At 71.9% G+C, this 22,193-nt stretch carries 25 protein-coding genes; 15 read left to right on the top strand and 10 right to left on the bottom strand.

Translation table 11 applies throughout. The features are described 5' to 3' along the window. Positions 1-180: 180 nt before the first annotated feature. Positions 181-1,254: an NAD(+)/NADH kinase gene (locus ACGFRF_RS01850; RefSeq protein WP_393736170.1), complete on the bottom strand. Its 1,074-nt coding sequence runs from the start codon at positions 1,252-1,254 to the stop codon at positions 181-183. A gap of 226 nt (positions 1,255-1,480) precedes the next feature. Here ACGFRF_RS01850 and ACGFRF_RS01845 point away from each other — a divergent pair, with 226 nt between their 5' ends. After that, positions 1,481-1,819 (top strand): SCO4225 family membrane protein, encoded by a 339-nt coding sequence (locus ACGFRF_RS01845; protein ID WP_393736168.1) that lies wholly within the window; start codon positions 1,481-1,483, stop codon positions 1,817-1,819. Between the two features lie 56 nt (positions 1,820-1,875). Here ACGFRF_RS01845 and ACGFRF_RS01840 read toward each other — a convergent pair whose 3' ends face one another. Beyond that, positions 1,876-2,637 (bottom strand): CAP domain-containing protein, encoded by a 762-nt coding sequence (locus ACGFRF_RS01840; protein WP_393736166.1) that lies wholly within the window; start codon positions 2,635-2,637, stop codon positions 1,876-1,878. Positions 2,638-3,090: 453 nt separating this feature from the next. Beyond that, a complete protein-coding gene (locus ACGFRF_RS01835) occupies positions 3,091-3,285 on the bottom strand; it encodes a DUF2795 domain-containing protein (RefSeq protein WP_393736164.1) in 195 nt (64 codons plus the stop codon). A gap of 172 nt (positions 3,286-3,457) precedes the next feature. Between ACGFRF_RS01835 and ACGFRF_RS01830 the strand changes: the two genes are divergently transcribed. The 5 genes from ACGFRF_RS01830 (at position 3,458) to ACGFRF_RS01810 (ending at position 6,658) form a co-directional block, all read left to right on the top strand. Beyond that, positions 3,458-3,607: a hypothetical protein gene (locus tag ACGFRF_RS01830; protein ID WP_393736162.1), complete on the top strand. Its 150-nt coding sequence runs from the start codon at positions 3,458-3,460 to the stop codon at positions 3,605-3,607. Between the two features lie 28 nt (positions 3,608-3,635). After that, positions 3,636-3,953: a DUF2795 domain-containing protein gene (locus ACGFRF_RS01825; protein ID WP_393736160.1), complete on the top strand. Its 318-nt coding sequence runs from the start codon at positions 3,636-3,638 to the stop codon at positions 3,951-3,953. A gap of 103 nt (positions 3,954-4,056) precedes the next feature. After that, entirely contained in the window at positions 4,057-5,562 is a 1,506-nt protein-coding gene (locus ACGFRF_RS01820) for a purine-cytosine permease family protein (RefSeq protein WP_393736158.1), read from the top strand. Beyond that, positions 5,559-6,116: a cysteine hydrolase family protein gene (locus ACGFRF_RS01815; RefSeq protein ID WP_393736156.1), complete on the top strand. Its 558-nt coding sequence runs from the start codon at positions 5,559-5,561 to the stop codon at positions 6,114-6,116. Before ACGFRF_RS01820 ends, ACGFRF_RS01815 begins: the two co-directional genes overlap by 4 nt. Further along, positions 6,113-6,658 (top strand): GntR family transcriptional regulator, encoded by a 546-nt coding sequence (locus ACGFRF_RS01810; RefSeq protein ID WP_393736154.1) that lies wholly within the window; start codon positions 6,113-6,115, stop codon positions 6,656-6,658. Before ACGFRF_RS01815 ends, ACGFRF_RS01810 begins: the two co-directional genes overlap by 4 nt. A gap of 66 nt (positions 6,659-6,724) precedes the next feature. On the opposite strand, the gene ACGFRF_RS01805 is transcribed toward ACGFRF_RS01810, so the two are convergent. Then, positions 6,725-7,990 (bottom strand): alpha-L-fucosidase, encoded by a 1,266-nt coding sequence (locus ACGFRF_RS01805; RefSeq protein WP_393736152.1) that lies wholly within the window; start codon positions 7,988-7,990, stop codon positions 6,725-6,727. A 234-nt stretch (positions 7,991-8,224) separates the two neighbouring features. Here ACGFRF_RS01805 and ACGFRF_RS01800 point away from each other — a divergent pair, with 234 nt between their 5' ends. Together ACGFRF_RS01800 and pqqB are read left to right on the top strand one after the other, a co-directional pair. After that, on the top strand, positions 8,225-8,623 hold the full coding sequence (locus ACGFRF_RS01800; protein WP_393736150.1) for an SseB family protein: 399 nt from the start codon (positions 8,225-8,227) through the stop codon (positions 8,621-8,623). 218 nt (positions 8,624-8,841) lie between these two features. After that, positions 8,842-9,726: a pyrroloquinoline quinone biosynthesis protein PqqB gene (gene pqqB / locus ACGFRF_RS01795; RefSeq protein WP_393736148.1), complete on the top strand. Its 885-nt coding sequence runs from the start codon at positions 8,842-8,844 to the stop codon at positions 9,724-9,726. Here pqqB and ACGFRF_RS01790 read toward each other — a convergent pair. The 6 genes from ACGFRF_RS01790 to ACGFRF_RS01765 form a co-directional block, all read right to left on the bottom strand. Further along, positions 9,723-10,121, bottom strand: coding sequence for a MarR family winged helix-turn-helix transcriptional regulator (locus tag ACGFRF_RS01790; RefSeq protein WP_393736146.1), 399 nt, complete (start codon positions 10,119-10,121; stop codon positions 9,723-9,725). The two genes, pqqB and ACGFRF_RS01790, sit on opposite strands and share 4 nt — an antisense overlap. A 76-nt stretch (positions 10,122-10,197) precedes the next feature. Then, positions 10,198-10,551 carry a VOC family protein gene (locus ACGFRF_RS01785; protein ID WP_393736144.1) on the bottom strand — a complete coding sequence of 118 codons (354 nt, stop codon included), beginning with the start codon at positions 10,549-10,551 and terminating at the stop codon, positions 10,198-10,200. A gap of 341 nt (positions 10,552-10,892) precedes the next feature. Beyond that, complete coding sequence (locus ACGFRF_RS01780) at positions 10,893-11,924, bottom strand: LacI family DNA-binding transcriptional regulator (protein ID WP_393736142.1); 1,032 nt, start codon at positions 11,922-11,924, stop codon at positions 10,893-10,895. After that, positions 11,921-12,826 carry a carbohydrate ABC transporter permease gene (locus ACGFRF_RS01775; protein ID WP_393736140.1) on the bottom strand — a complete coding sequence of 302 codons (906 nt, stop codon included), beginning with the start codon at positions 12,824-12,826 and terminating at the stop codon, positions 11,921-11,923. Before ACGFRF_RS01775 ends, ACGFRF_RS01780 begins: the two co-directional genes overlap by 4 nt. Further along, positions 12,823-13,761, bottom strand: a complete 939-nt coding sequence (locus tag ACGFRF_RS01770; RefSeq protein ID WP_393736138.1) for a carbohydrate ABC transporter permease — start codon at positions 13,759-13,761, stop codon at positions 12,823-12,825. The genes ACGFRF_RS01775 and ACGFRF_RS01770 overlap by 4 nt, the downstream gene beginning before the upstream one ends. Then, a complete protein-coding gene (locus tag ACGFRF_RS01765) occupies positions 13,758-15,074 on the bottom strand; it encodes an ABC transporter substrate-binding protein (protein ID WP_393736136.1) in 1,317 nt (438 codons plus the stop codon). Before ACGFRF_RS01765 ends, ACGFRF_RS01770 begins: the two co-directional genes overlap by 4 nt. A gap of 234 nt (positions 15,075-15,308) precedes the next feature. On the opposite strand from ACGFRF_RS01765, the gene ACGFRF_RS01760 reads away from it, so the two are divergent. The 7 genes from ACGFRF_RS01760 (at position 15,309) to crcB (ACGFRF_RS01730) (ending at position 22,151) form a co-directional block, all read left to right on the top strand. After that, a complete protein-coding gene (locus ACGFRF_RS01760) occupies positions 15,309-17,330 on the top strand; it encodes a beta-galactosidase (RefSeq protein WP_393736134.1) in 2,022 nt (673 codons plus the stop codon). A gap of 109 nt (positions 17,331-17,439) precedes the next feature. Further along, entirely contained in the window at positions 17,440-19,002 is a 1,563-nt protein-coding gene (locus ACGFRF_RS01755) for a glycosyl hydrolase 53 family protein (protein ID WP_393736132.1), read from the top strand. 215 nt (positions 19,003-19,217) lie between these two features. Then, positions 19,218-19,505: a winged helix-turn-helix domain-containing protein gene (locus ACGFRF_RS01750; RefSeq protein WP_393736130.1), complete on the top strand. Its 288-nt coding sequence runs from the start codon at positions 19,218-19,220 to the stop codon at positions 19,503-19,505. An 81-nt stretch (positions 19,506-19,586) separates the two neighbouring features. Then, a complete protein-coding gene (locus ACGFRF_RS01745; protein ID WP_393736128.1) occupies positions 19,587-20,546 on the top strand; it encodes an SMP-30/gluconolactonase/LRE family protein in 960 nt (319 codons plus the stop codon). 404 nt (positions 20,547-20,950) lie between these two features. Beyond that, on the top strand, positions 20,951-21,412 hold the full coding sequence (crcB, locus tag ACGFRF_RS01740; RefSeq protein ID WP_393736126.1) for a fluoride efflux transporter CrcB: 462 nt from the start codon (positions 20,951-20,953) through the stop codon (positions 21,410-21,412). Next, positions 21,409-21,789, top strand: coding sequence for a DUF190 domain-containing protein (locus ACGFRF_RS01735; RefSeq protein ID WP_393736124.1), 381 nt, complete (start codon positions 21,409-21,411; stop codon positions 21,787-21,789). Before crcB (ACGFRF_RS01740) ends, ACGFRF_RS01735 begins: the two co-directional genes overlap by 4 nt. Beyond that, positions 21,786-22,151, top strand: coding sequence for a fluoride efflux transporter CrcB (gene crcB, locus ACGFRF_RS01730; protein WP_393736122.1), 366 nt, complete (start codon positions 21,786-21,788; stop codon positions 22,149-22,151). The genes ACGFRF_RS01735 and crcB (ACGFRF_RS01730) overlap by 4 nt, the downstream gene beginning before the upstream one ends. The last annotated feature ends 42 nt before the right edge of the window (positions 22,152-22,193 follow it).

Raw genomic sequence — 22,193 nt, 5'->3', positions numbered from 1 at the left:
CGGCGATCGGAACGGCAGTCCACCGAACGGCTGCGTCAGGACCCTCGACTCCGGCGCCTGGGGCGAGCGCTACGGCCGGCTGCGCCGGCAGTCCTTCCTGGAGGTCCCCGGTCCTCGTCCCGGCCGTGCCCTGAGCACCGGCCTCGGGCACTGCGGCCCCCCGCGCAGGCCGGGTACGCCTCAAGGGAGCCATGATGTGTCGTCGGGTGCCGGGGGCAGGGCGAGGTGCGCGAGGTCGCCGGGTGGGGGAGTGGTCACCGGCCACAGCGGGGCGGCGCTCCCGTCGGCGAGCGCGGCCGGCGCGTCGGTGAGGTTCATGCGCTCACGCAGCCGGCCGTAGAAGTCCGTCGGGCCCAGCCGGACCGCCTTGAGCCTGCGGGGAGCGGCGTACACGCCGATCCAGTCCCCGGGGCTCAGCACACCGCGCACCTGGCCGTCGATGCTGACGGCTGCCTGGCCGGACCGGTCGAGCACCCGCAGGGCGATGGGCTCGTCGGGGGCGGCCACGACCGAGCGGTTGAACACCATGTGCGGGGCGACCGGCGTGAAGATCAGGGCTTCCGCGCGCGGCGAGACGACCGGTCCGCCGGCGGCGAAGCTGTACGCGGTGGAGCCCGTCGGCGTGGCCACCAGCAGCGCGTCCGCGGAATAGCTGGCGAGGAGCCGGCCGGCCAGATAGACCCCGACCGACACCTGCCGGTCGCGGGCCAGCTTCTCCAGGACGACGTCGTTCAGCGCCGTCACGTTCAGGGCGACGCCCCAGTCACTGCCCGCCTCGCACTCCGTGCGGACCCGGGGCGGCGGCAGCAGTGGACCACGGCCGTACCGCAGCAGCGCCTCCATCTGGGCGGGCACCTCCAGGCGGCACGACGCCCGCATGGTGAGGAGCATCCGGCTCTCGACGGTGATCCGCTCCTCCCGCACCGCGTCCAGCGCCGCACGCACCGCCGGGGCCGGGACCTCCGTCAGAAAGCCGACCCGGCCGAGGTCGACCCCGAGGACCAGGGCGTCGTTCACGGCCGCCAGCCGAGCACCGCGCAGGAAGGTGCCGTCGCCGCCGAGGGTGACGATCAGGTCCGGATCGCCCGCGGTGTCCACCTCCTCGCGGGCGCTGTGCCGCTCGCCCTGCTGCCACACGTCGATGTCGGTACATCCCACGCCATGCTCGTCGCACCACTCGCGCACGGCCCGCGCGGCGGCCACGGCCTCGACACGTCCGCCGTGCACCACCAGGCCGACACGGTTCACCGTCATGGCCGCCTCCCAGCCGTCTCTCCTCGCCGAGCGCCATCCTCGCCGCGCACCGGGCCGGGCCGGAGCGCGCCACGCCGCCGGGTACCGCCGCCGGGGTGTGCGTCGCCGCTGCCCGGGTCCGGCCAGACCTGGGTACCCACGCGCGCGAACGTGAGTACGGCTACTCAGGTCGCCGTCGCCGGATCGCGGGACCGTGGACACCGCAGACCATCACAGGAGGTTGGACATGGACAGCTCGCAGGACTCCACCGGTTCGCGGCGTTCCTTCCGCGCGGCGGTTCGCCACTACCTGCTCAATCCGGCCGCCCTCGGCTATCTGGCGGTGGTGGCCGGCGTCCTCGCCTGGATCGAGGCCGAGGTGCTGTTCGGGGACCCCGGTTTCGCAGGTGTATGCGCGTTCCTGGTCACGGCCCCGACGTCGTGGCTGTTCCTCTTCCTGCCGGGCCCGCTCATATGGGTCGCCCTCGTCGTGAGCGCCCTGTTCCAGGCGGCGGTGCTCGGCGCGGCGTACCGCGGGCTCACCGAGCGTTCCCAGCGCCGCGCCGCCCGCCCGAACAGCGCCTGACGTCGCCCGCTCCCCGATCAGCGCCCGACCCGCTCTCCTGAACGGGCCGCCGCACGTCACCGTGCCGTGCCGAAGTCCTGGGTCCAGTAGCTGTTGGGCTGCGCGAGACCGACGCCGATCTCCTTGAACCCGCAGTTGAGGATGTTGGCCCGGTGGCCGGGGCTGGACATCCAGCCCGCCATGACCTGCTCCGCCGTGGCGTAACCGTAGGCGACGTTCTCCCCGTAGCTGCTCCAGACGTACCCGGCACGCGTGATGCGGTCACCCGGGGACGACCCGTCGGATCCGGTGTGCGACATGTTCTGGTGGGCCGCCATGTCCGCGCTGTGGGCCTGGGCGGCCTCGGTCAGCGTCGAGTTCAGGGTCAAGGCCTGGCAACCGGCCTTGGCCCGCTCGGCGTTCACGAGTCGCACGATCTCGGCGGAGACCCCGGACGCCGTGGCGGTGGGCTTCGGTGCGCTCGGCGCGACAGGGGCGGCGGACGCGGAGGCGGTGGCCCGGGGCGCGCTGGGAGCCGCGGTCCGCTCTGGCTCCTGGGGCGTGGCCGTCTTCGCGGCGCGCGGATGAGTGGTGGCCGGCGGCTGGGTCGGGGTGCTGGTCCGCGGTGTCGCGGGGACGGGGACGTTGCGGTGGTGATGCCTGGGGACGTGCTGCCACTGCGCCACGGGCGCGCTCGTCACGGGGGCGTACGCCTGGTCTTCCGCGCCGTACGGCCAGTCGGAGCAGGCCAGGGCGGCGGTTGGCACGCCCACGGCTCCGATGGCGAGGGCGGTGATGACTATCCGCCGGTAGTGCTTCGTCTTGCGGTGCTGGCCCATACGTCAACCTCACTGCTGATCGCCGAGCGCTCATTTTCAGGACGGCTTCACAGTGAGTGCAAAGGGCCCTTTCTACTACCTGGGCTCGTAGACTGTCAGGGCCCTTGCCAGGCGGATCGAGAGATGCCGACTTCGCGTAAGCGACGTTTGCGCAAACCCTGGCGGGTCGTCAGAAACGCGTGGACCGCGACGAATGCGGCGGGGTGCCGAGCGGTCGGCGCGCCGTCGCTCGCGACGCGGCTCGCGTGCACGGCAAGCCGGACAAATCCCATTTGTCGAGGGAGGGTCGTCTACTAAGCGGCACGCTTAGTCGCCGACGCCGCTGTGATGGATGTCACCTCTGGTGTGGTCGCCGCTCCCCAGGCGCCGAAACGGCCGAGCAGTGGGGCGGCGGACAAGCCACACGGCGGCCGAGCCGTTGCCGGCTCGGCCGCCGTGCTGTCCGGTCGGTCGTCACTCGTTCTCGAAGACGGCCTTGCTGACCTCGGCCGGGTTCTGGAACTCCTTTTTCCCGAGGTGGGAGATCCGCTCGGTGACCTCCTTGGGTGCGTGGTTCTTCTCGGCGACCTTCCGCAGCTGGGCCGAGTCGGCCGGGTACTCCGCGCCGGACAGGGCTTTCTGCAGATCGGGAGGGGTGATACCCGCCATGGTTCCTCCAGGCGGTGAGACGGTCATGTCGCCGGCGCCGCATGCTGCGCCGGACTGGTCAGGTACCCACCGCCAGGAAGCGGATTCACGGATTCCGACAGGCGATGGGGCCCGGGGCGGGCGGGTACTCGGAGGCTTCGACAGCGAGCACGGACACGGGTGGGAGGCCCCGATGAGCGAGTACACCCCTTCCCAGGCCGAGGGCGAACCGGAGGAGGAGGCGGAGGAGATCGAACAGCCGCCGCGGACCACTCCCACCCAGGCGGAAGGCCCGGACACCGATGCCACGGGCGGCGACCGGGACGAGGCAGAGGAGCAGTGAGGGAGACAGCGCAAGGAGGAGGTTTGCCATGGCCCACACCAGCGTCCCCGAGGTACTGGACGCCCTGAAGGACGTGTCCTACCCGGCCGGCAAGGACGAACTGGTCACGGCCGCACGTGAGGCGGGTGCGTCGGACGAGGTCGTCAAGGCCCTGCGCGGCATCCCGGCCGAGGAGTACCCCGGCCGTGAGGAGGTGGCGCGGTCGGTCCGGGTGGACCCGGACTCCGACCTCGGCCACACCGCCGCGCAGCGGGCGGAGCAGGCACGGCAGGGCGGCAAGCCCGGGCTCTCCCAGCACCTGAGGGAAGAGCCGAAGACGCCGATCCAGGAGGAGTTCGACCGCTGACCCACGGCGCGTCCGCCGCGCGGGCGGGCGCCCTTGACGCTCTCCGACCCCCGGCCTAGCGTGACCGGACACCTCTGGACAGGTAGGGGCAGGTGGCGCGGCGATGGCGTATCCGCAGGACCCGCTCGACAGCAGATCCCCCGGCCGTCCGATGCAGGTGGAGACGCACGGACTCGACGTGATCGGGGACGCGGAACGCAAGGGCACCCCGAGCATGCTGTTCTGGCCCTGGTTCGGAGCCAACGTCTCCGTCCTCGGCCTCAGCTACGGCGCCTTCGCCTTCGGTTTCGGCATCTCCTTCTGGCAGGCCCTCGCCGCCGGTGTGCTCGGCATCGTCGTCTCGTTCCTGCTGTGCGGCTTCATCGCCGTCGCCGGGAAGCGCGGCTCGGCGCCCACGATGGTGCTCAGCCGGGCCGCGTACGGGGTACGCGGCAACCGGCTGCCGTCCGTGATCTCGTGGATGCTCACCGTCGGCTGGGAGACCGTCCTCACCGCACTCGCCACCCTGGCCACCGCGACCGTCTTCAGCCGGCTCGGCTGGGGCGGCGGCACGCAGACCAAGGCGGTCGCGCTCCTGGTGGTGGCCGCGCTGACCGTGGTCGGCGGAGTCATGGGCTTCGACCTGATCATGCGGCTGCAGACATGGATCACCCTGGTCACGGGCGTGCTCACCGTCGTCTACGTCGGCCTTGTCGCCGACCACATCCACTGGAGCACGGTCAGCGCTGTCCCGGCGGGCTCCGCCCAGGAGTTCATCGGCGCGCTGGTGTTCATGATGACCGGCTTCGGTCTCGGCTGGGTCAACGCCGCCGCCGACTACTCCCGCTATCTGCCCCGGAGCTCGTCGAGCCGGGGCGTGATCGGCTGGACCGCCTTCGGCGCCTCGGTCGCCCCGCTGCTCCTGCTGGTCTTCGGACTGCTGCTGGCCGGTTCCTCGCAGAGCCTGAGCAAGGCCGTCGCGGCCGACCCGATCGGCGCGCTGACGACGATCCTGCCCACCTGGTTCCTGGTGCCGTTCGCCGTCGTCGCCGTCCTGGGGCTGGTCGGCGGCGCCGTCCTCGACATCTACTCCTCCGGTCTGGCCCTGCTCTCGGCCGGCCTGAGGGTGCCCCGCTACCTGGCGGCGTTGTTCGACGGCCTCCTGATGATCGCCGGCTCGATCTACATCGTGTTCTTCGCCGGCGACTTCCTCGGCCAGTTCATGGGCTTCCTCACCACGCTCGGCGTCCCCATCGCCGCCTGGTGCGGGGTCATGCTCGCCGACCTCGCCCTGCGCCGCCGCGACTACGACGACGGCGACCTGTACCGCCCGCACGGCCGCTACGGCGACATCCCCCTGCCGCCCCTGGTGCTCACGCTCGCCGCCACGGCCGTCGGCTGGGGGCTGGTCACCAACACCGCCGCCGACTGGCTGACCTGGCAGGGCTACCTCCTGGAGCCCTTCGGCCTCGGCGGAAAGACCGGCGCGTGGGCGTACGCCAACCTGGGTGTCCTGGTCGCGCTGGCCCTGGCCTTCACCGGCACCCTGCTGCTGGGCCGGGGCCGGGTGCGCGAACAGGAGGCCCAGGCGCCGAGCACCGCCCCCGACGAGGAGGCGCACAGCACATGACCGGCGTGCCCGGCCTCCTCGCCGTCATCGACATGCAGCGGGTCTTCGCGGACCCCGCCAGCCCGTGGGCCACGCCCCGCTACGCCGACGCGGCGGCGGGCGTACGCAGCCTCCTGCCGGCCTTCGCCGGCCGTGTCGCCTTCACCCGCTTCCTGGCCCCCGAGGAGCCGGCGGGCGCCTGGCGGGCCTACTACGCGCAGTGGCCCTTCGCCCTCCAGCCCCCGGACGCCGGGCTGTGGGAACTCACCGATGACTTCGCCGCCCAGGCCGGCCATGTCGTGGAGGCGACCACCTTCGGCAAATGGACCCCGGAACTGGCCGCCCGCCTCGGGCCGGACGACCGTCTGGTCCTGGCCGGCGTCAGCACCGACTGCTGTGTGCTGTCCACCGCCCTGGCCGCCGCCGACGCCGGCACGCCGGTGCTGGTCGTGGCGGACGCCTGCGCGGGCGTGGACGACGACTCCCACCTCAAGGCGCTGCAGCTCATGGAGCTGTACCGGCCGCTGATCCGGGTCACCACCATCGCCGACCTGCTCGCGGAGGCCGGGCCATGACCGGCGTCCCCCTCAAGCACCAGCGGATCAGCCGCATCCTCGCCCGCGAGATCCGCGCCGGACGCCGCCCGGCGGGGGAACGGTTGCCCGGCGAGCACGCCCTCACCCGGCGGTTCGGCGTCAGCCGTACGACCGTCCGCGCGACCCTCGCCGAACTGTCCGAGGAGGGCCTGATCACCATCCGCATCGGCAAGGGCTCCTCCGTCCTCTTCGACGGCCGCCCGCCGGACGACCGGCTCGGCCGGGCGCGTGCCCTGGCCGTGCGGGGCGCGGCCACCAGCGCGCGGACCCTGGCCGTACGCGAGACGCATGACAGCGCCCTCGCCGCGGAACTCGGCCTGGAGAAGGACGAGTTCGTGTGCGTGGAGCGGACCCGGGAACTGGTCCCGGACGGCACCGTGGTGTCGTACGAGCGCGGGCCGGGCTGTGGCCCGACCACGGACGAGCAGCGCACCAGCCGGACGGCCGACGACTCCTTCGCCGAGCACGCCGTCGCTCTCCTCGACCCCGGCCACTTCCGGCTGAGCCTCGCCTTCGGCTGAGACCACCCGCCGGTGAGCCCGCCCGCGGCTCCCTGCCGGGCGCCGTCCGCGCCACCCAGGAGTGCCTCAGGCCCGTCCCGCCCCCCGGTAGAGGTCCAGCTCCCCGTCGAGTTCCACGGCGAGCACGGTGGCGTACTCGTCCGTGTGTCCGGCGGCCGGAGCGTCCAGCCACGTCACACCCGGCACCTCGTGCAGCCCGCCGGTGACCCGATGGCCCAGCTCCGCCCCCGTCCCGAGCACGGTCACCCTGCGCACCCGGTTGCGCAGCCCGCGCACGGACACCGTCTCGCGCGGCACGTCGAAGCAGACCAGGTAGAGCGTGCGCCGGTCGGCCGACAGGGTGCTCGGGCCGTAGTGGTGCCCCGGAGGCAGCCCGGCGACCGTGCCGTACACGGCCTCGGCGTGCCGGGCGATCCACGCCCCGAGCCCCTCCAGGCGCTCCGCCTGCTCCGCCGGGATCGTGCCGTCCTCGCGCGGGCCCACGTCCAGCAGCAGGTTGCCGCCCGCGCCGATCGTCTCCGTGAAGTAGCGCACGAGCTGGCGCACCGACTTGTGGTTGTGGTCCTGGTGCTGGAAGCCCCAGGAGTCGTTGACGGTCAGGCACAACTCCCAGGGCCCTTCGGGGACCTGCAGCGGCACGCCCTGCTCCGGCGTGGCGTAGTCGCCGTGGCTGAGCATGCGCGCGTTCAGGATCGTGTCCGGGTTCCCGGCCAGGATCCGCGCGGCCGGTGCATCCAGCGCCCACTGCTCCTCGGTGCGCTCCCACTCGCCGTCGAACCACAGCAGATCCGGGCGGAACCGGTCGACCAGCTCGCCGATCTGGCCGTCGCGGTAGGCGAGGAACCGCGCCCAGGCCACCGGGTCCTCCTCACCGGGCCGGGCGTGCGCGTAGGGGTTCGGCGGTTCCTCGCCCGGGTCGGGGTGCCGGGTGCTCGCGTAGTGCGGGTGGTTCCAGTCCGAGTGCGAGTAGTACAGGCCCACCTTCAGGCCGCGCTCGCGCAGCGCGTCGGCGTACCCGGCGATCAGGTCCCGCCCGGCCGGGGTCCGGCGGACCACGTTCAGGTCGCCGTGGGCGCTGTCCCACAGGGCCACACCGTCGTGGTGGCGTGCGGTGAGCACGGCGTACCGGGCGCCGGCGCGGGCGAACAGGTCCGCCCAGGCGCGGGGGTCGTAGCGCGACGCGGTGAAGCCGTCCAGTTGCCTCATGTACTGCTCATGGGGTACCTGACCGGTGTAGAAGGACCAGGACTCCGGGACTCCGTCCACCGCGTAGACGCCCCAGTGGACGAAGATGCCCAGCTTGGCGTCGCGGAACCAGGGTTGCATCGGCATGCGGCCACGCTAGGCCGTACCCGGGCGGGGGCGCGTGGGCGGCGATCACCACTGCTGGTCCGTTCTCACCCTGTGCGGTCCCGCATCGGCCTGTCGTCTTCCATCGGCCGGTCACCGGACCTCCCGCCGATCCTCACGCATGCCCCGCACCCCACCGGGTACGCGAGGCGGGAGCACGCCCGGCCGGCAACCGTCCGGGTGGCCCGTACGACCGCCGCTACCAGGGGATGTGCCATGGAGACACCCACACACGACGACCTGCCCACGCCGGCGCAGCAGGCGCTGGACGCGCTGACCGTGAACGCCGAGGACCAGGCCGCCCTGGAAACCCTCGCCCACACCGATGTGCTCGTCCCGGTGCCGGACGACGCGGTGGACGGGGAGGGCGCCGACGCCGGCACGGTGGCCCTGCCCGTCCTGGAACAGCCCGGTGGCGACCAGGTCGTCCCGGTCTTCACCTCGGAGGGCGAGATGGCCGAGCTGCTGCCGTTCGTCTCGCGCTACCGCCTGATCCCGCTGGGCGCGCTCGCCTCACAGTGGCCCGAGGAGAACCTCTCCCTCGCCATCGACGGCAGCTCGTCCCACGCCCTGACCCTCACCTCTCAGGGGGTACGCACCCTGCTGGCCCGCTGACCCGCCGGGGAGTGAGCGGCACCGCGTCCGCCCACTCCTGGGCGATCTCCCGCTCACCGGAGAACACACGGCAGGCGACTCGGCTTGGACCGGCTTCGACCCGGCTCACGAGCGATCGCCCACGGCCGTGCCGCGGCGCCGCCGTACCTGTGGGCAGCACCCCGCAGGAAGACCCCGGCGGGAGACAGTTCCGGGCGAGCGCGAAGGAGCCGATGGCCGTGAGGGTCGTCCTGTTGGGCACCGCCGCCGGGGGCGGCGTCCCGCGGTGGAACTGCGCCTGCGCGCTGTGCGCCGCCGCCCGGAACGGCCGACTGCCCTCCCGGACGCGGGAGTGCGCCGCCGTCACGGGCAACGGCCGCGACTGGCTGCTGCTGAACGCCTCGCCCGACCTGCGCACCCAGCTCGCCGCCACCCCTGCCCTCCGGCCAGGACCCGGGCCCCGCGACACCCCGCTGCGCGGTGTGCTGCTCACCGACGCCGAGGCCGATCACGTCACCGGCCTGGCCGAGCTGCGCGGGGCGGCGGGCCTGAAGGTGTACGCGGCGCCGCCGGTGCGGGGCGTGCTGGCCCCGGCACCGGCCGCGCCGGACCACTACGCATCCTGGGAATGGGTGGACAGACTCGCCGACGGCGGCTTCGTGCCGGCCGGCGGGCTGGTCGTCACCGCCCATCCGGCGGACGCGGAGATCCCCCGGTACGCGCAGGCGCGGGTGCCCGGGGGCCCGTGGGCGACGGCGTACCGCATCGAGGACCTGGCCGGCGGGGGAGTGCTGCTGTACGCGCCCTGCGTGGGCGCCTGGAGCCTTGCCCTGGACGAGCTGTGCGGCGAGGCCGACTGCGTGCTGCTGGACGGCACGTTCTTCACGGCCGACGGGCCGGGCACGGCGGTGCGGGCCGGTGCCGGACCGGCGGCCACGGACCATGCGCCGGTCACGGGACCGGACGGCACCCTCGCGGCGCTCGCCCGCCACCTGGGCGTACGCCGGATCTACACCCACCTCGACCACACGAACCCGCTCCTCGACCCCGCCTCACCGGCACGCGCGCGTGTCGCCGGGGAAGGCGTCGAGGTCCTGCCGGACGGAGCCGAGCTGCTGCTCTAACGCTCCTGCTCGGCCAGCATGCGCTGGAGCACCGCCCGCTGCACCGGCAGCACCTCGGAGTGCAGCTCGCGGCCCTTGCGGGTGAGAGCCACCCACACCCCGCGCCGGTCCTCCGCGCACACCGAGCGCTCCACCAGACCGTCCTTCTCCAGCCGGCCGATCAGCCGGGACAGCGCGCTCTGGCTGAGATGGACCCGTCCGGCGAGGTTCTGCACCCGGCACTGGTCGCCCTCGCCGGGCGATTCGGACGCCAGGATGTCCAGCACCTCGAAGTCGCTGGCGCCCAGCCCGTGCGGGTGCAGCGCCCGGTCGATCTCGCACATCGTGCGCGCGTGCACCGAGAGGATGCCCCGCCACCGTTCCTCGAGCCGGGCATCGGCCGTCTTGACTGCCATACCCGCACCGTAGCACCGATCCGGCCATTCGTTGAGTGTGCAACTAGTGCTGTGCGCAGGCGGCTCCGCGTGCGCCTCAGGCCGGCGCGTCCTGGAGCAGTCCCACCAGGTTGCCGTCCGGGTCCTTCACCGAGGCGATCAGCCTGCCGCCGCCGACGTCCTGCGCACCCTGGAGCAGCTCGGCCCCCGCCTCCAGCAGGGCCGCCAGCCGCTCCTCGAGATCCGTCACATGCCAGTACGGCACCGGCCCGGTCATCCCCTTGGCGTGCCCGTTCGGGTCGAGGCCGACGTCCTGCCCGGCGGCCTTGAACCCGACGTAGTAGGGCTCGTCCGCATACGGCTCGACGCCCAGCAGGGCCGTGAACAGGGGCTTGGCCTTCGCCAGATCCTTGACGGGGTAGATGATCGTCTGCACGCCGGCGGCGGTCATGGGATCCACTCCTTCTGAGGTGCGTGACCCGACGGGTTCCCCGTCGGTGCTCTCACGCTAGGGCCGGGGAGCCCACCGCGGCTTCTTCGATCCTGACCGGTTGCGGCGGACACCCCCGAAGGCGGGTTCTACGACGCCGACCGGTACGTGTACGAGGCCCTCGCCATCGGTGCCGCCGGCTTCCTGCTCAAGGACGCCGGAGCCCCCGGCGCGCCGGCGGCTCACCGGTACCGGCGACGCCCTGCCGGCGCCACAGATCACCCGGCGTCCGGCGGAGCGGTACGCGGCCCGAGACGGGGCGGGTCAGGCCGGGGGAACGCCGACCGGACCGGCCTGCCCGCTCACGTCGACTGCCGGCGCACCAGCTCCGTCGGCAGGATCACCGCCGCCGGGTCCTCACCGCCGATCTGGGCGAGCAGCACCCGGACCATCTCGTTGCTGATCCGGTCCCAGGGCTGGCGGATCGTGGTCAGCTCCGGGGTGGCGGCGGTCGCGGCGGGCGAGTCGTCGAAACCGCCGACAGCGATGTCGTCCGGCACCCGCTTCCCGGCCCGGTGCAGCGCCGCCAGCACGCCCTGCGCCATCAGGTCCGAGGCGACGAACACGGCGTCCATGTCCGGGGCCGTCGCCAGCAGCCGCTCCGCGCCCGCCTCACCGCTGGCCCGGCTGTAGTCGCCGGAGACGACGAGCCGCTCGTCGGCCTCGATGCCCGCCTCGGCGAGCACCTCCTTGTACCCGGCGAGCCGCTCCACACCACCGGGGGTGTCCAGCGGACCGGTGACCACGCCGATCCGGCGCCGGCCCAGCGAGAGCAGGTGCCGGACCATGTCCCGGGCGCCGTCCCGGTCGTCGGCGGCCACGTAACTCACCTTGGAGCCGAGCCCGATCGGCTTGCCGCAGGCGACCAGCGGCACGCCGGCCTCCCGCAGCTCCTCGGCCACCGGGTCGCCGGAATGGCTGGAGACCAGCAGCACCCCGTCGACGTGCCCGGCGGTGATGTACCGCGTGATGCGCCGCCGTTCGTCCTCGGTCCCCGCCAGCATGAGCAGCAACGGGATGTCGTGCGCGGCCAGCGCCTGGGTGCAACCCCGCAGCAGGACATTGAAGTTGGGGTCCTCGAAGAACCTCTCCTGCGGCTCGGTCAGCAGGAAGCCGACCGAGTCGGAGCGGCCGGTGATCAGCGAGCGGGCGTGCCGGTTCACGACGTACCCGGTCCTGCGGATGGCGGCGTCGACCGCCTCCCGGGCGGCGGGGCTGACATAGTGGCCGCCGTTGAGGACGCGCGAGACGGTGCCGCGCGAGACGCCTGCCTCGCGCGCCACGTCGTGGATCGTCGGCGGTCTGCGCCGGCCCCCCGTATGGCTCATGGTCATGACTTTACGGCCCCGGACAGCAGATCCAGGCTCCAGAAGCGCTGGACGACCAGGAAGAGGGCGATCAGCGGGAGGACCGCGAGGAAGGCGCCCGTGATCACCAGCGTGTAGAGCGCCGGCGTGTTGGACCCCTGTTCCAGGAGCGTGTACAGGCCCAGCGTGAGCGGGAACCTCTCGTCGTCGCTGAGCATGATGTACGGCAGCAGGAAGTTGTTCCAGATGGCCACGAACTGGAACAGGAACACCGTGACCATGCCGGGGACCATCATCGGCAGCGCGACCCGGGTGAAGATCCGCCACTCGCTCGCCCCGTCCATCCGCCCGGCCTCCACCACGTCGGCGGGGACGGCGGCGGCCGCGTAGATGCGCGCCAGGTAGACGCCGTAGGGGGAGAGGACCTGCGGCAGCAGCACGGACAGGTAGGAGTCCGTGAGGTTCGCCTTCGCCAGCAGCAGGTACTGCGGGATCGCGAGGATCACCGGCGGCATCAGGACGCCCGCGAGCAGGACGTTGAACATCGTCTCGCGGCCCTTGAAGCGGTAGGTCGCCAGCGCGTAGCCGCTGAACGCCGAGACGGCGGTGGACAGCAGGGCGCCACAACCGGCGTACAGCGCCGAGTTGCCCATCCACGTCCAGTAGACGCCGTCACGGTAGGCGTTGAGGTCCTTGATGTTGCCGGTGAAACCGGTGCCGGGCAGGAAGGTGAAGGTGGAGAACAGCTCGTGTCCGGACTTGGTGGACGCGATCACCACCCAGGCGACCGGAAGGAGGGTGTAGACCGCGCCGATCAGCAGAGTGATCGTCGGGACCAGGGCGATCCGGCGGCGCAGCGGCGGACCCTGCGCCGTACCCGGGGTGGTGCCCGCGGCCGGGGCGGCCTTGCGGACGGCAAGCGTACTCATCCTGCGGCTCCTTGACTGTCGTCCTGCTTGTTCCGTCGGTTCGCGGCCCGCAGGAACCCGAAGGACAGCACCAGGGTGGCCAGCGCGATCAGGGTCGCCTCGGCGGCGGCCGCGTAGATGTCGCCCCGGTGGAAGGCGTCCTGGTACACCTTCATCAGCGGACTCCAGCTCGTGTTGACGGAGTTGGTGAGGGGCTTGAGGGTGGTCGGCTCGTTGAACACCTGGAGCGTCGCGATGATCGAGAAGAAGAAGGTCAGCACCAGCGAGGGCGCCACCATCGGAATCTTGATCCGCCACGCGGTCTGCAGCGGGGTGGCGCCGTCCAGCTTCGCCGCCTCGTACACCTCGGCCGGGATGGACCTGAGCGAGGTGTAGATGACGATCATGTTGAAGCCGGTGCCGCCCCAGACCGCGATGTTCGACAGGGCGAGATAGAGCGGACCGCCGTCCAGCAGGTCGGGCTGGGGCAGGCCCAGCCGGTCGAGCACGAAGTAGATGGGACTGACGTCCGGCAGGTACAGGAAGCCCCACATCAGCGCGGCGACCACGCCGGGGATGGCGTACGGCAGGAAGATCGCGAGCCGGGTGAACGGGGTGAACCGCACCTTGTCGGAGTCCAGCATCAGCGCGAACAGGAGGGCGAGGCCGAGCATCACGGGGACGACGATGCAGCCGTAGCCGAGCACGCGCAGCGCGCCGTGCAGCAGTTCGCTGTCCTGGAAGGCGTCGGTGTAGTTCGCGAAGCCGGCCCACACCTCCGTGCGGGCACCCGACCCGAGGCCGAGGCCGGAGACGTGCACCTTGCGGAAGCTGAGCCAGACGGCGTACCCGATGGGCAGCGCGAAGAACAGGACGAAGAGGGCTGTCGCGGGGAGGAGGAAAGCGTACGGGGCCCCCTTGACCCCGTACACCTTCCGGCTTTGCGTGCCGGTCACCGAGAAACCCCGAAGCCCTGCTTCTTCAGGTCGGCGACCGTGGCCTGCTGCATCTTGGCCAGGGCGGCGGTGAAGTCCGACTTGTTCTTGGCGGCGGCGCCGAACGCGTCGTTGAAGGTGGCGTAGGCGACGTTCACGTTCGGGCCCCAGGCGGAGGGCGCCGTGGTCTTCGCGATGTCGGCGGCCTTGGTGTAGAAGTCCGGCTGGTTGGAGAAGAACGCCGGCGGGTTGGAGAAGGCGCCGCTGAGCTGGGCGGAGGTGGAGGCCGGGTAGATACCGCCCTCCTTCGCCAGCGCGTTCAGGGCGTCGGGGTCGGTGTTCAGCCAGGTCGCGAACCTGGCGGCGGCCTCCTGGTGCGCGGAGTCGGTGGTGACGGCCGTGGAGGAGCCGCCCCAGCTGCCGGTGACGTCCCTGTCGAGCGACCACTGGGGGAGCGGGGCCATCGCCCACTTGCCCTTGGTGTCCGGCGCGGCCGTGGTGAGCGTGCCCGGCGCCCACACGGCGCTGACCCAGGCGATCTCCTTGCCCGTGTTGAGCGCCTTGTTCCAGGCCGGCTGGTACATCGGCTGGTTGTCGACGACCCCCTCCTCGACCAGTCCGCCCCAGAACTTGGCGACCTTCTGGGTGGCCGGGTCGTCGATCGCGACCTTCCACTTCTCGCCGGAGGTGGTCCACCACTTGGCGCCGGCCTGCTGGGCGAGACCCGCGAAGAGACCGGAGTCGTTGGCGGAGAAGGTGGTCAGGGACCTGTCCGGCGCCTTCTTCTTCAGCGCGCGAGCGGTCTCGGCGAACTGCTCCCAGGTGGTGGGGACCTTCAGGCCGTACTTCTCGAACAGGTCCTCGCGGTAGTAGAACATCATCGGGCCGATGTCCTGCGGCACCGCGTAGACGGCGTCGGTGCCGAGCGTGGTCTGCTGCCAGACGCCCTCGGCGAACTTCTCCTTGACGTCGCCGACTTCCTCGGAGATGTCGGCCAGCGCGTCGTTGCTGACCAGTGTCGGCAGCGCCTGGTACTCGGCCTGCACCAGGTCGGGGGCCTTCTTCGCCTTGTGCGCGGTGAGGATCTTGGTGACCAGCGTGTCGCCGGACGCCTGCTTCTTCACCGTGACGGTGATCTTCTCCTTCTTCCCCGGCCCCTTGTTCCACAGGTCGACGACCTTGTCCATGCCGGGTGTCCAGGTCCAGTACGTCAGCGAGACGGGACCAGACTCGGCCTTGCTGCCGTCTTCGGAGCCGCAGGCGGCGAGGGCGGTGGCGCCGAGCGAGACGGCGAGGGCGGTTGTCACGAGGCGACGGCGCTTCGTGTGCGGCATGGTTTCTCCCCTGACCTGGGTCCCCGCCCACTGCGGGGACCTGCCATGCAGATGTGCACGTTCACATGACGGGGATGCTCGCCCCTCGAGACCCTGCCATGCTTCTGTGAGCGTTCACAGTAGAGAAACGTCCCGGACACTTGTCAATGGTTGTTGCTGTGCGGTTATGTTGGGCTCGCACCGCCAACGATGTGTGTGCACGTTCCCAAATGATCGATCTCCCGGGAGACATCCATGCCGGACACCAGCCCCAGGGGCCTCACCAGGCTCGCCTTCGGCGGGGACTACAACCCCGAGCAGTGGCCGGAAAGCGTCTGGCAGGAGGACGTCCGGCTGATGCGCGAGGCCGGGGTCACCATGGTGAGCGTGGGGATCTTCTCCTGGGCCCTGCTGGAGCCGGCGCCGGGGGAGTACGACTTCGGCTGGCTGGACCGGGTCATCGGGCTGCTGCACGAGAACGGCATCCGCGTCGACCTCGGCACGCCCACCGTCGCGCCCCCGGCCTGGTTCTACCGGGCGCACCCCGAGGCCCTGCCGGTCACCGCCGAAGGCATGCGCTACGAGTTCGGCTCGCGCGGCGCGATCTGCCACAGCAACCCCGACTACCGCGCCGCCGCCGCGAGCATCACCACCCGGCTCGCCGAGCGCTACGGCGCCCATCCGGCGCTCGCGCTGTGGCACGTCCACAACGAGTACGGCGTCCCCGTCTCCGCCTGTTACTGCGACTCCTGCGCCGCCCACTTCCGCTGCTGGCTCCAGGACACCTACGGCTCGGTCGACGCGGTCAACGAAGCCTGGGGCACCGCCTTCTGGGGCCAGCACTACACCGGCTTCGAACAGATCAACCCGCCCCGGGCCACCCCCGGCGTCGGCAATCCGGGCCAGGCCCTGGACTACAAGCGGTTCGCCGACGCCACCATCCGGGAGAACTTCCGCGCCGAGCGCGACATCCTGCACCGCCTCTCGCCGGGCGTCCCGGTGACGACCAACTTCATGACCGCGCTCAGCCAGTGCGACGCCATCGACTACTGGGCCTGGGGCCGCGAGGTGGACCTCGTCACCAACGACCACTACCTGATCACCGACGGCCGCCGCACCCACGTCAATCTGGCGATGGCGGCCGACATCACCCGCTCGGTCGCCGGGGGCGCCCCCTGGCTGCTGCTGGAGCACTCCACCTCGGGCGTCAACTGGCAGCCCCGCAACCCCGCCAAGGCTCCGGGCCAGATGGCCCGCAACTCCCTCGCCCATGTGGCCCGCGGCTCCGACGGCGCCATGTTCTTCCAGTGGCGCCAGTCCCGGCGCGGCACCGAGAAGTTCCACTCCGCGATGCTGCCGCAGGGCGGCACCGACACCCGCGTCTGGCGCGAGGTCGTCGAACTCGGAGCCTCCGTCGGCTCGTTGAGCGCGATCCGCGGCACCCGCACCGAGGCCGACGTGGCCCTGCTGTGGGACTGGCAGTCCTGGTGGGCGCAGAACCTGTCCGGACACCCCAGCGAGGACCACGACCCGCGCGAGCGCGCCGACTCCTTCTACGAGGCCCTCTACGACCGCCACCTCACCGTGGACTTCGCCCACCCCGAAGCCGACTTGTCGAGATATCCCCTTGTCGTCGTACCGGCCCTGTACCTGATGACGGAGACCGCCGGGAACAACCTCCGGGAGTACACCGAGAACGGCGGCACGCTCGTGGTGTCGTACTTCTCCGGCATCGTCGACGAACACGACGCGGTCCACGAGGGCGCCTACCCGGGTGCGCTGCGGGACGTCCTCGGCCTGACCGTGGAAGAGTTCTCCCCGCTGCTGACGGACGAGCGGGTGCGCCTCACCGGCCCCGACGGCTCCCAGCTGACCGGGGACGTGTGGAGCGAGTTCGTCGTGCCGCGCGGCGCGGAGACCGTGTGGACGTACGCGGACGGGCTCACCGCCGGCAGTCCGGCCGTCACCCGGCACCGGCTGGGCGAGGGCACCGCCTGGTACGTGTCCACCCGCCTGGACGCCCAGGGCCTGGACGCGGTCCTCGGCTGGGCGGCCGACGACGCCCGGACAGCCCCGCGCGCCGACCTGCCCCGCGACGTCGAGGTCGTGCGCCGCAGCGGCGAGTCGGGCTCCTTCCTCTTCGTGATCAACCACACCGACGGCGAGACCAAGGTGCAGGTGGACGCGCCCGGCACCGAACTGCTGACGGGCGAACGCGCCGTGGGCCGCCTCGCGGTCCCGGCTGGGGCCGTCCGGGTCGTACGACTCGACGGCTGAGCCGGCTCCCCTCCGCCCGCGCGAGCCGTCGGAGCCGCGGGCGGAGGGGCTCTCCTCCAGCCCCACCGGAGGACATCCCTCCCCCGTTACGTCGAAGGGACGACGGACGATGAAGTTCCATCCCGGACGCACCCTCAGGGCCCTGCTGCTGCCGCTCGCGGCCGGGCTCGCCCTCACCGCCCTGCCCGCACAGTCCGCCCAGGCCGCGAGCACCCTCACCAACGGCGGCTTCGAGTCCGACGGTTCGGGCGTGGCCGCGCCCACCGGCTGGTCCGAGTACGGCGACACCGGTGCCTCGTACACCGAGTCCGGCGGCCACAGCGGGAGTCACCGCCTCACCCACTACGCGTCCGCCGCCTACGAGGTGGAGACGTACCAGTACCTGTCCGGGCTGACCAACGGCACCTACACCCTGACCGCCTGGGTTCGCTCCGGAGGCGGCCAGAACTCCGCGTACATAGCCCTCAGGAATTGCGGGAGTCCGGAACAGCGCACGGATCTGCCGGTCTCGTCCAGTGGGTGGATCCGTATCGTCACCCCGATCAAGGTGACCAACCACCAGTGCACCATCAGCGTCAACAGTGACGCGAAGGCCGGCAACTGGATCAATGTCGACGATCTCACCTTCACGTCCGGCGCCACCGGTACGTCCATCCATGGCGCCGACATCTCCTCCCTGGCCAAGAGCGAGGCCAAGGGCGGGGTGTACCGGACGAGTTCGGGGTCCACGGGCGACGCGGTCGCCATCCTGAAGAACGCGGGTATGAACTACGCGCGCCTCAAGGTCTGGGTGAATCCGGCCGACGGCTACAACAACGGCACGCGCGTGCTCGCGATGGCCCGGCGCGTCAAGGCGGCCGGCATGAAGCTCCTGGTCGACTTCCACTACTCGGACACCTGGGCCGACCCGGGCGCCCAGACCAAGCCGGCCGCCTGGTCGGGCCACTCGTACAGTCAGCTCAGGACGGACGTGTACCACCACACGTACGATGTGTTGAACGCCTTGAAGGCGCAAGGTTCCACCGCCGACATGGTCCAGGTGGGCAATGAGATCAACGGCGGCATGCTGTGGTCCGAAGGGTCGACGGACAACTGGAGCCGGCTGGCCGGGTTGATCAACTCGGGCTACGACGCCGTCAAGGCGGTCAACGCGTCGACGGTGGTCGCCCTGCATCTCGCCAAGGGCGGGGACAAGGCCGGCACCGAGTGGTGGTTCGACAACGCGGTGGCCAAGGGCGCGAAGTTCGACGCGATCGGGCTGTCGTACTACGGCTACTGGCACGGCCCGCTCTCCGACTTCCAGACCACCCTGGACGATGCCGCCGCCCGTTACGGCAAGCCGGTGTTCGTCGCCGAGACCGCCTACCCCTTCCGCCTGGACAGCGACGACTCGCTCACCGACCAGATCGACACCACCGGCGAACTCGTCCCCGGCTACCCGGCGACCGTGACCGGCCAGACCAGGTGGCTGAACGACGTGGCGAGCATCGTGGAGGCCGTCCCGAACGGCCGCGGTCTCGGCGTCTTCTGCTGGGAGGCGACCTGGACCGCGGTCACCGGCAACGGCTGGGACCCCGCCGACGCCTCCTCCGGCAACGGCTGGGAGAACCAGGCCCTGTTCGGCTACGACGACAAGGCACTCTCCTCCATGACGTGGTTCAGCCACCGCTGAACCGCCCGGACGGGGCCCGGCCGTAAGGGGCGGCCGGGCCCCGTCCCGTCTTCTCGGGGCGGGACCCGGCCCGTTTTCTCGGGGCGGCCGCCGGGCTGCTCGGTCGTACCGCCGTTCGGTACCGGACAACGGTCGCCGAGTCCCGGACGGGACGGCGTCGCCGGCGCCACAGTGGGAACACTGCCCAGGAGGAGGCCGGGACGGAGGGCGGACGGATGATGGGAACTCCCTCGGGCCGCACACGGCAGACCATCCTGGAGTGGCTCAAGGACCCGGCGGTCCACTTCCCGGCCGCGCGCCACCGCGACCCCGCCGAGACCGGCGTCACCGCCCGGGCCGTCGCCGCCAAGCTCGGCGTCCCCCGCCGGACCGCACGCGCACACCTGGAGTTCCTCAGCCGCCTCGGCCTGCTCCGCACCCGGCGGGTCCGCTGTCGCACCTTCTACCGGCGCGACGAGATCCGCATCGCCGAGGTGGCCCGGATGTTCGAGAAGGGCTGGTGACCACGGAGTCACCGGCCGACCTGGGCCGGCCCGCCGACCCCCGTGCCAGGATGGCCGACCCGACGGCGAAGGGCACCGCGCATGGACCGCACGACGGCACTCGTCCCGCTGCACTACGTCTCCCTGGGCGTCCGCGGCCCCGAGGACGTGGTGGCCGATCCGCAGGGGCGCGTGCTGACCGGAGTGGAGGACGGGCGCATTCTGCGCGTCCACCATCTGGGCGACCCGCTCACGGCCCGGGTGGAGGTGCTGGCGGAGACCGGCGGCCGCCCACTGGGACTCGAACTCCTGCCGGACGGCGGCCTGTTGGTGTGCGACGCCGAACGCGGTCTGCTCCGCGTCGGCCCCGACGACGGCTCCGTCCGCATCCTCGCCGACTCGGTGGCGGGGGAGCGGCTCCGGTTCTGCAGCAATGTCGTCGCCCTGCCCGACGGCGCTGTCTGCTTCACCGTCTCCAGCCGCCGCTACCCGCTCGACCGGTGGATCGGCGACATCGTCGAACACACCGGCACCGGACGGCTGCTCCGGCTCGCCCCGGAAGGCGGTGAACCCGAAGTCCTGCTGGAGGGGCTGCAGTTCGCCAACGGGCTCGCCGTGGGCGGCGACGGCTCCTTCCTGGTGATCGCGGAGACCGGCGCCCGCCGCCTGACCCGCTACCACCTCACCGGCCCGCGCGCCGGGCACACCGACCTCTTCGCCGGCCTCCCCGGCATGCCGGACAACCTCTGGCGCGCGGGCCCCGACGGCCCCATCTGGGTCGCCCTCGCCGGGCCGCGCGTCGCCCCGCTGGACCTCCTGCACCGCACCCCGCCCGCCGTCCGTGCCACCGCCGCCCGGGCCGCCGTCCACGCACCGTTCCGGCCGGGCGGAACGATCGGCGTGCTGGCGCTCGACGACCACGGCCGCACCGTCCAGCACCTCACCCGCCGCCGCTCCGGCTTCCGCATGGTCACCAGCGTCTGCGTGACCGGCGATCACCTGGTCCTCGGCAGCCTCTGGGAACCGGGCGTCGCGGTGTGCGCACGGCCCGCCCCGGGCTGAGCCGAAAGCCGATCGCCACGGTCCGGGTGTGAGTCGCCGCGGTCCGGAGGCGGGTCGCCGGCGGTCTGAGGGTGAGTCGCTGCGGTCGGGGTATGACTTGAGTCGCTGCCGTCCGGAGGCGAGTTTCCACGGTTCGGGTGTGAGTCGCCGCGGCCCGGAGATGAGTCGCTGCGGTCGGGGTGTGAGCCGCCGCCGTCTGCGGGTGAGTCGCTGCGGTCCGGAGGGGAGTCGCTGCGGTCCGGGTGTGAGTCGCCGCCGTCCGGGCGTCACCCGCCGCGGTCGGAGCGCCGGCCATGTCGTCCGGGCGCGAGGCGCCGCCGGGTGGGCCGGGGTGGGCCCGGCGGTACGCTGGTGCCTGGCCGTGATCACCCGTCGGGGCAGGGCCGAACAGGAGACGCACGAGCATGACAGCCCCGGAAGCCGAGAGCATCCCCGTCCGCCCCGCATCCCGGCGGCGGCCGGACTGGCGTGCCCAGGCACCCGTCGTCGCCGTGGTCGCGCTCGGCGGTGCCCTCGGCGCGTCGGCCCGCTACGCGCTCACCGTCGCCTGGCCCACGCCACCCGGCGGCTTCCCCTGGGCGACCTTCTGGACCAACGTCATCGGCTGCGCGGTGATCGGCGTGTTCATGGTGCTCATCACCGACGTGTGGGCCGCCCACCGCCTCGTCCGCCCCTTCTTCGGCACCGGCGTCCTCGGCGGCTTCACCACCTTCTCCACCTACGCCGTCGACATCCGCAAGCTGGTCGACGCCGGCCGCCCCGGCCTCGGGCTCGCCTATCTCACCGCGACGCTGATCGCGGCCCTCGCGGCGGTGTGGCTCGCCTCGGCCGCCGCCCGCCGAGTGCTGATCAGGAGGCAGCGATGACGACACTCACCGGCCGGGCCCTGCGGCTGACCGTCTACATCGGCGAGGACGACACCTGGCTCCACAAGCCCCTCTACTCCGAGATCGTGCACCGGGCGCACGCCACCGGGCTCGCCGGGGCCAGTGTCTTCCGGGGCATGGAGGGTTTCGGCGCCTCCTCCCGCATCCACACCTCCCGCCTGCTGTCCCTGAGCGAGGACCTGCCGGTCGTGGTGGTCGTCGTGGACACCGAGGAGCGGGTCCGGGCGTTCCTGCCGCAGCTCGACGAACTGGTCGACGAGGGTCTCGTGACCCTGGAGGAGTGCGAGGTCGTCCGGTACGTCGGCCGTACGCCAGGCCCGGGCAAAGCGGACCGGAAGGGTAAGAAGTCGTTGTGAACTGGCTGCTGGTCGTCGCCGGTGCCATGGTCGGCGCGCCCCTGCGCTATCTGGCGGACCGTGCCGTGCAGGCCCGCTACGACTCGGTCTTCCCCTGGGGCACCTTCGCGGTGAACGTCACCGGCTGCCTGATCCTCGGACTGCTCACGGGCGCGGCCTCCGCCGGGCCGCATCTGCAGCTCCTGCTGGGCACAGGGCTGTGCGGGGCGCTGACGACGTACTCGACCTTCTCGTACGAGACCCTGCGGCTGACCGAGGCGGGCTCGGGCCTCTACGCTGCCGTGAACGTCGTCGCGAGCGTGGTGGCGGGGCTCGTGGCGGCCTTCGCCGGGGTCTCGCTCGCCGGTGCCCTGTGGGCCTAGGCGCTTGGCGCACGGCCGGGCACAGGAAGTACTGTCTACAGC

The sequence above is a fragment of the Streptomyces sp. NPDC048521 genome, assembly GCF_043199855.1.
Classification (GTDB): domain Bacteria; phylum Actinomycetota; class Actinomycetes; order Streptomycetales; family Streptomycetaceae; genus Streptomyces.
The sequence above is the reverse complement of the archived record's forward strand: the minus strand, read 5'-3'. Positions and strand labels throughout refer to the sequence as shown.

Coding starts and splice junctions, on each gene's coding strand:
- ACGFRF_RS01850 (WP_393736170.1), bottom strand. CDS start 1,254: ATGACGGTGAACCGTGTCGGCCTGGTGGTGCACGGCGGACGTGTCGAG.
- ACGFRF_RS01845 (WP_393736168.1), top strand. CDS start 1,481: ATGGACAGCTCGCAGGACTCCACCGGTTCGCGGCGTTCCTTCCGCGCG.
- ACGFRF_RS01840 (WP_393736166.1), bottom strand. CDS start 2,637: ATGGGCCAGCACCGCAAGACGAAGCACTACCGGCGGATAGTCATCACC.
- ACGFRF_RS01835 (WP_393736164.1), bottom strand. CDS start 3,285: ATGGCGGGTATCACCCCTCCCGATCTGCAGAAAGCCCTGTCCGGCGCG.
- ACGFRF_RS01830 (WP_393736162.1), top strand. CDS start 3,458: ATGAGCGAGTACACCCCTTCCCAGGCCGAGGGCGAACCGGAGGAGGAG.
- ACGFRF_RS01825 (WP_393736160.1), top strand. CDS start 3,636: ATGGCCCACACCAGCGTCCCCGAGGTACTGGACGCCCTGAAGGACGTG.
- ACGFRF_RS01820 (WP_393736158.1), top strand. CDS start 4,057: ATGGCGTATCCGCAGGACCCGCTCGACAGCAGATCCCCCGGCCGTCCG.
- ACGFRF_RS01815 (WP_393736156.1), top strand. CDS start 5,559: ATGACCGGCGTGCCCGGCCTCCTCGCCGTCATCGACATGCAGCGGGTC.
- ACGFRF_RS01810 (WP_393736154.1), top strand. CDS start 6,113: ATGACCGGCGTCCCCCTCAAGCACCAGCGGATCAGCCGCATCCTCGCC.
- ACGFRF_RS01805 (WP_393736152.1), bottom strand. CDS start 7,990: ATGCCGATGCAACCCTGGTTCCGCGACGCCAAGCTGGGCATCTTCGTC.
- ACGFRF_RS01800 (WP_393736150.1), top strand. CDS start 8,225: ATGGAGACACCCACACACGACGACCTGCCCACGCCGGCGCAGCAGGCG.
- ACGFRF_RS01790 (WP_393736146.1), bottom strand. CDS start 10,121: ATGGCAGTCAAGACGGCCGATGCCCGGCTCGAGGAACGGTGGCGGGGC.
- ACGFRF_RS01785 (WP_393736144.1), bottom strand. CDS start 10,551: ATGACCGCCGCCGGCGTGCAGACGATCATCTACCCCGTCAAGGATCTG.
- ACGFRF_RS01780 (WP_393736142.1), bottom strand. CDS start 11,924: ATGACCATGAGCCATACGGGGGGCCGGCGCAGACCGCCGACGATCCAC.
- ACGFRF_RS01775 (WP_393736140.1), bottom strand. CDS start 12,826: ATGAGTACGCTTGCCGTCCGCAAGGCCGCCCCGGCCGCGGGCACCACC.
- ACGFRF_RS01765 (WP_393736136.1), bottom strand. CDS start 15,074: ATGCCGCACACGAAGCGCCGTCGCCTCGTGACAACCGCCCTCGCCGTC.
- ACGFRF_RS01760 (WP_393736134.1), top strand. CDS start 15,309: ATGCCGGACACCAGCCCCAGGGGCCTCACCAGGCTCGCCTTCGGCGGG.
- ACGFRF_RS01755 (WP_393736132.1), top strand. CDS start 17,440: ATGAAGTTCCATCCCGGACGCACCCTCAGGGCCCTGCTGCTGCCGCTC.
- ACGFRF_RS01750 (WP_393736130.1), top strand. CDS start 19,218: ATGATGGGAACTCCCTCGGGCCGCACACGGCAGACCATCCTGGAGTGG.
- ACGFRF_RS01745 (WP_393736128.1), top strand. CDS start 19,587: ATGGACCGCACGACGGCACTCGTCCCGCTGCACTACGTCTCCCTGGGC.
- crcB (WP_393736126.1), top strand. CDS start 20,951: ATGACAGCCCCGGAAGCCGAGAGCATCCCCGTCCGCCCCGCATCCCGG.
- ACGFRF_RS01735 (WP_393736124.1), top strand. CDS start 21,409: ATGACGACACTCACCGGCCGGGCCCTGCGGCTGACCGTCTACATCGGC.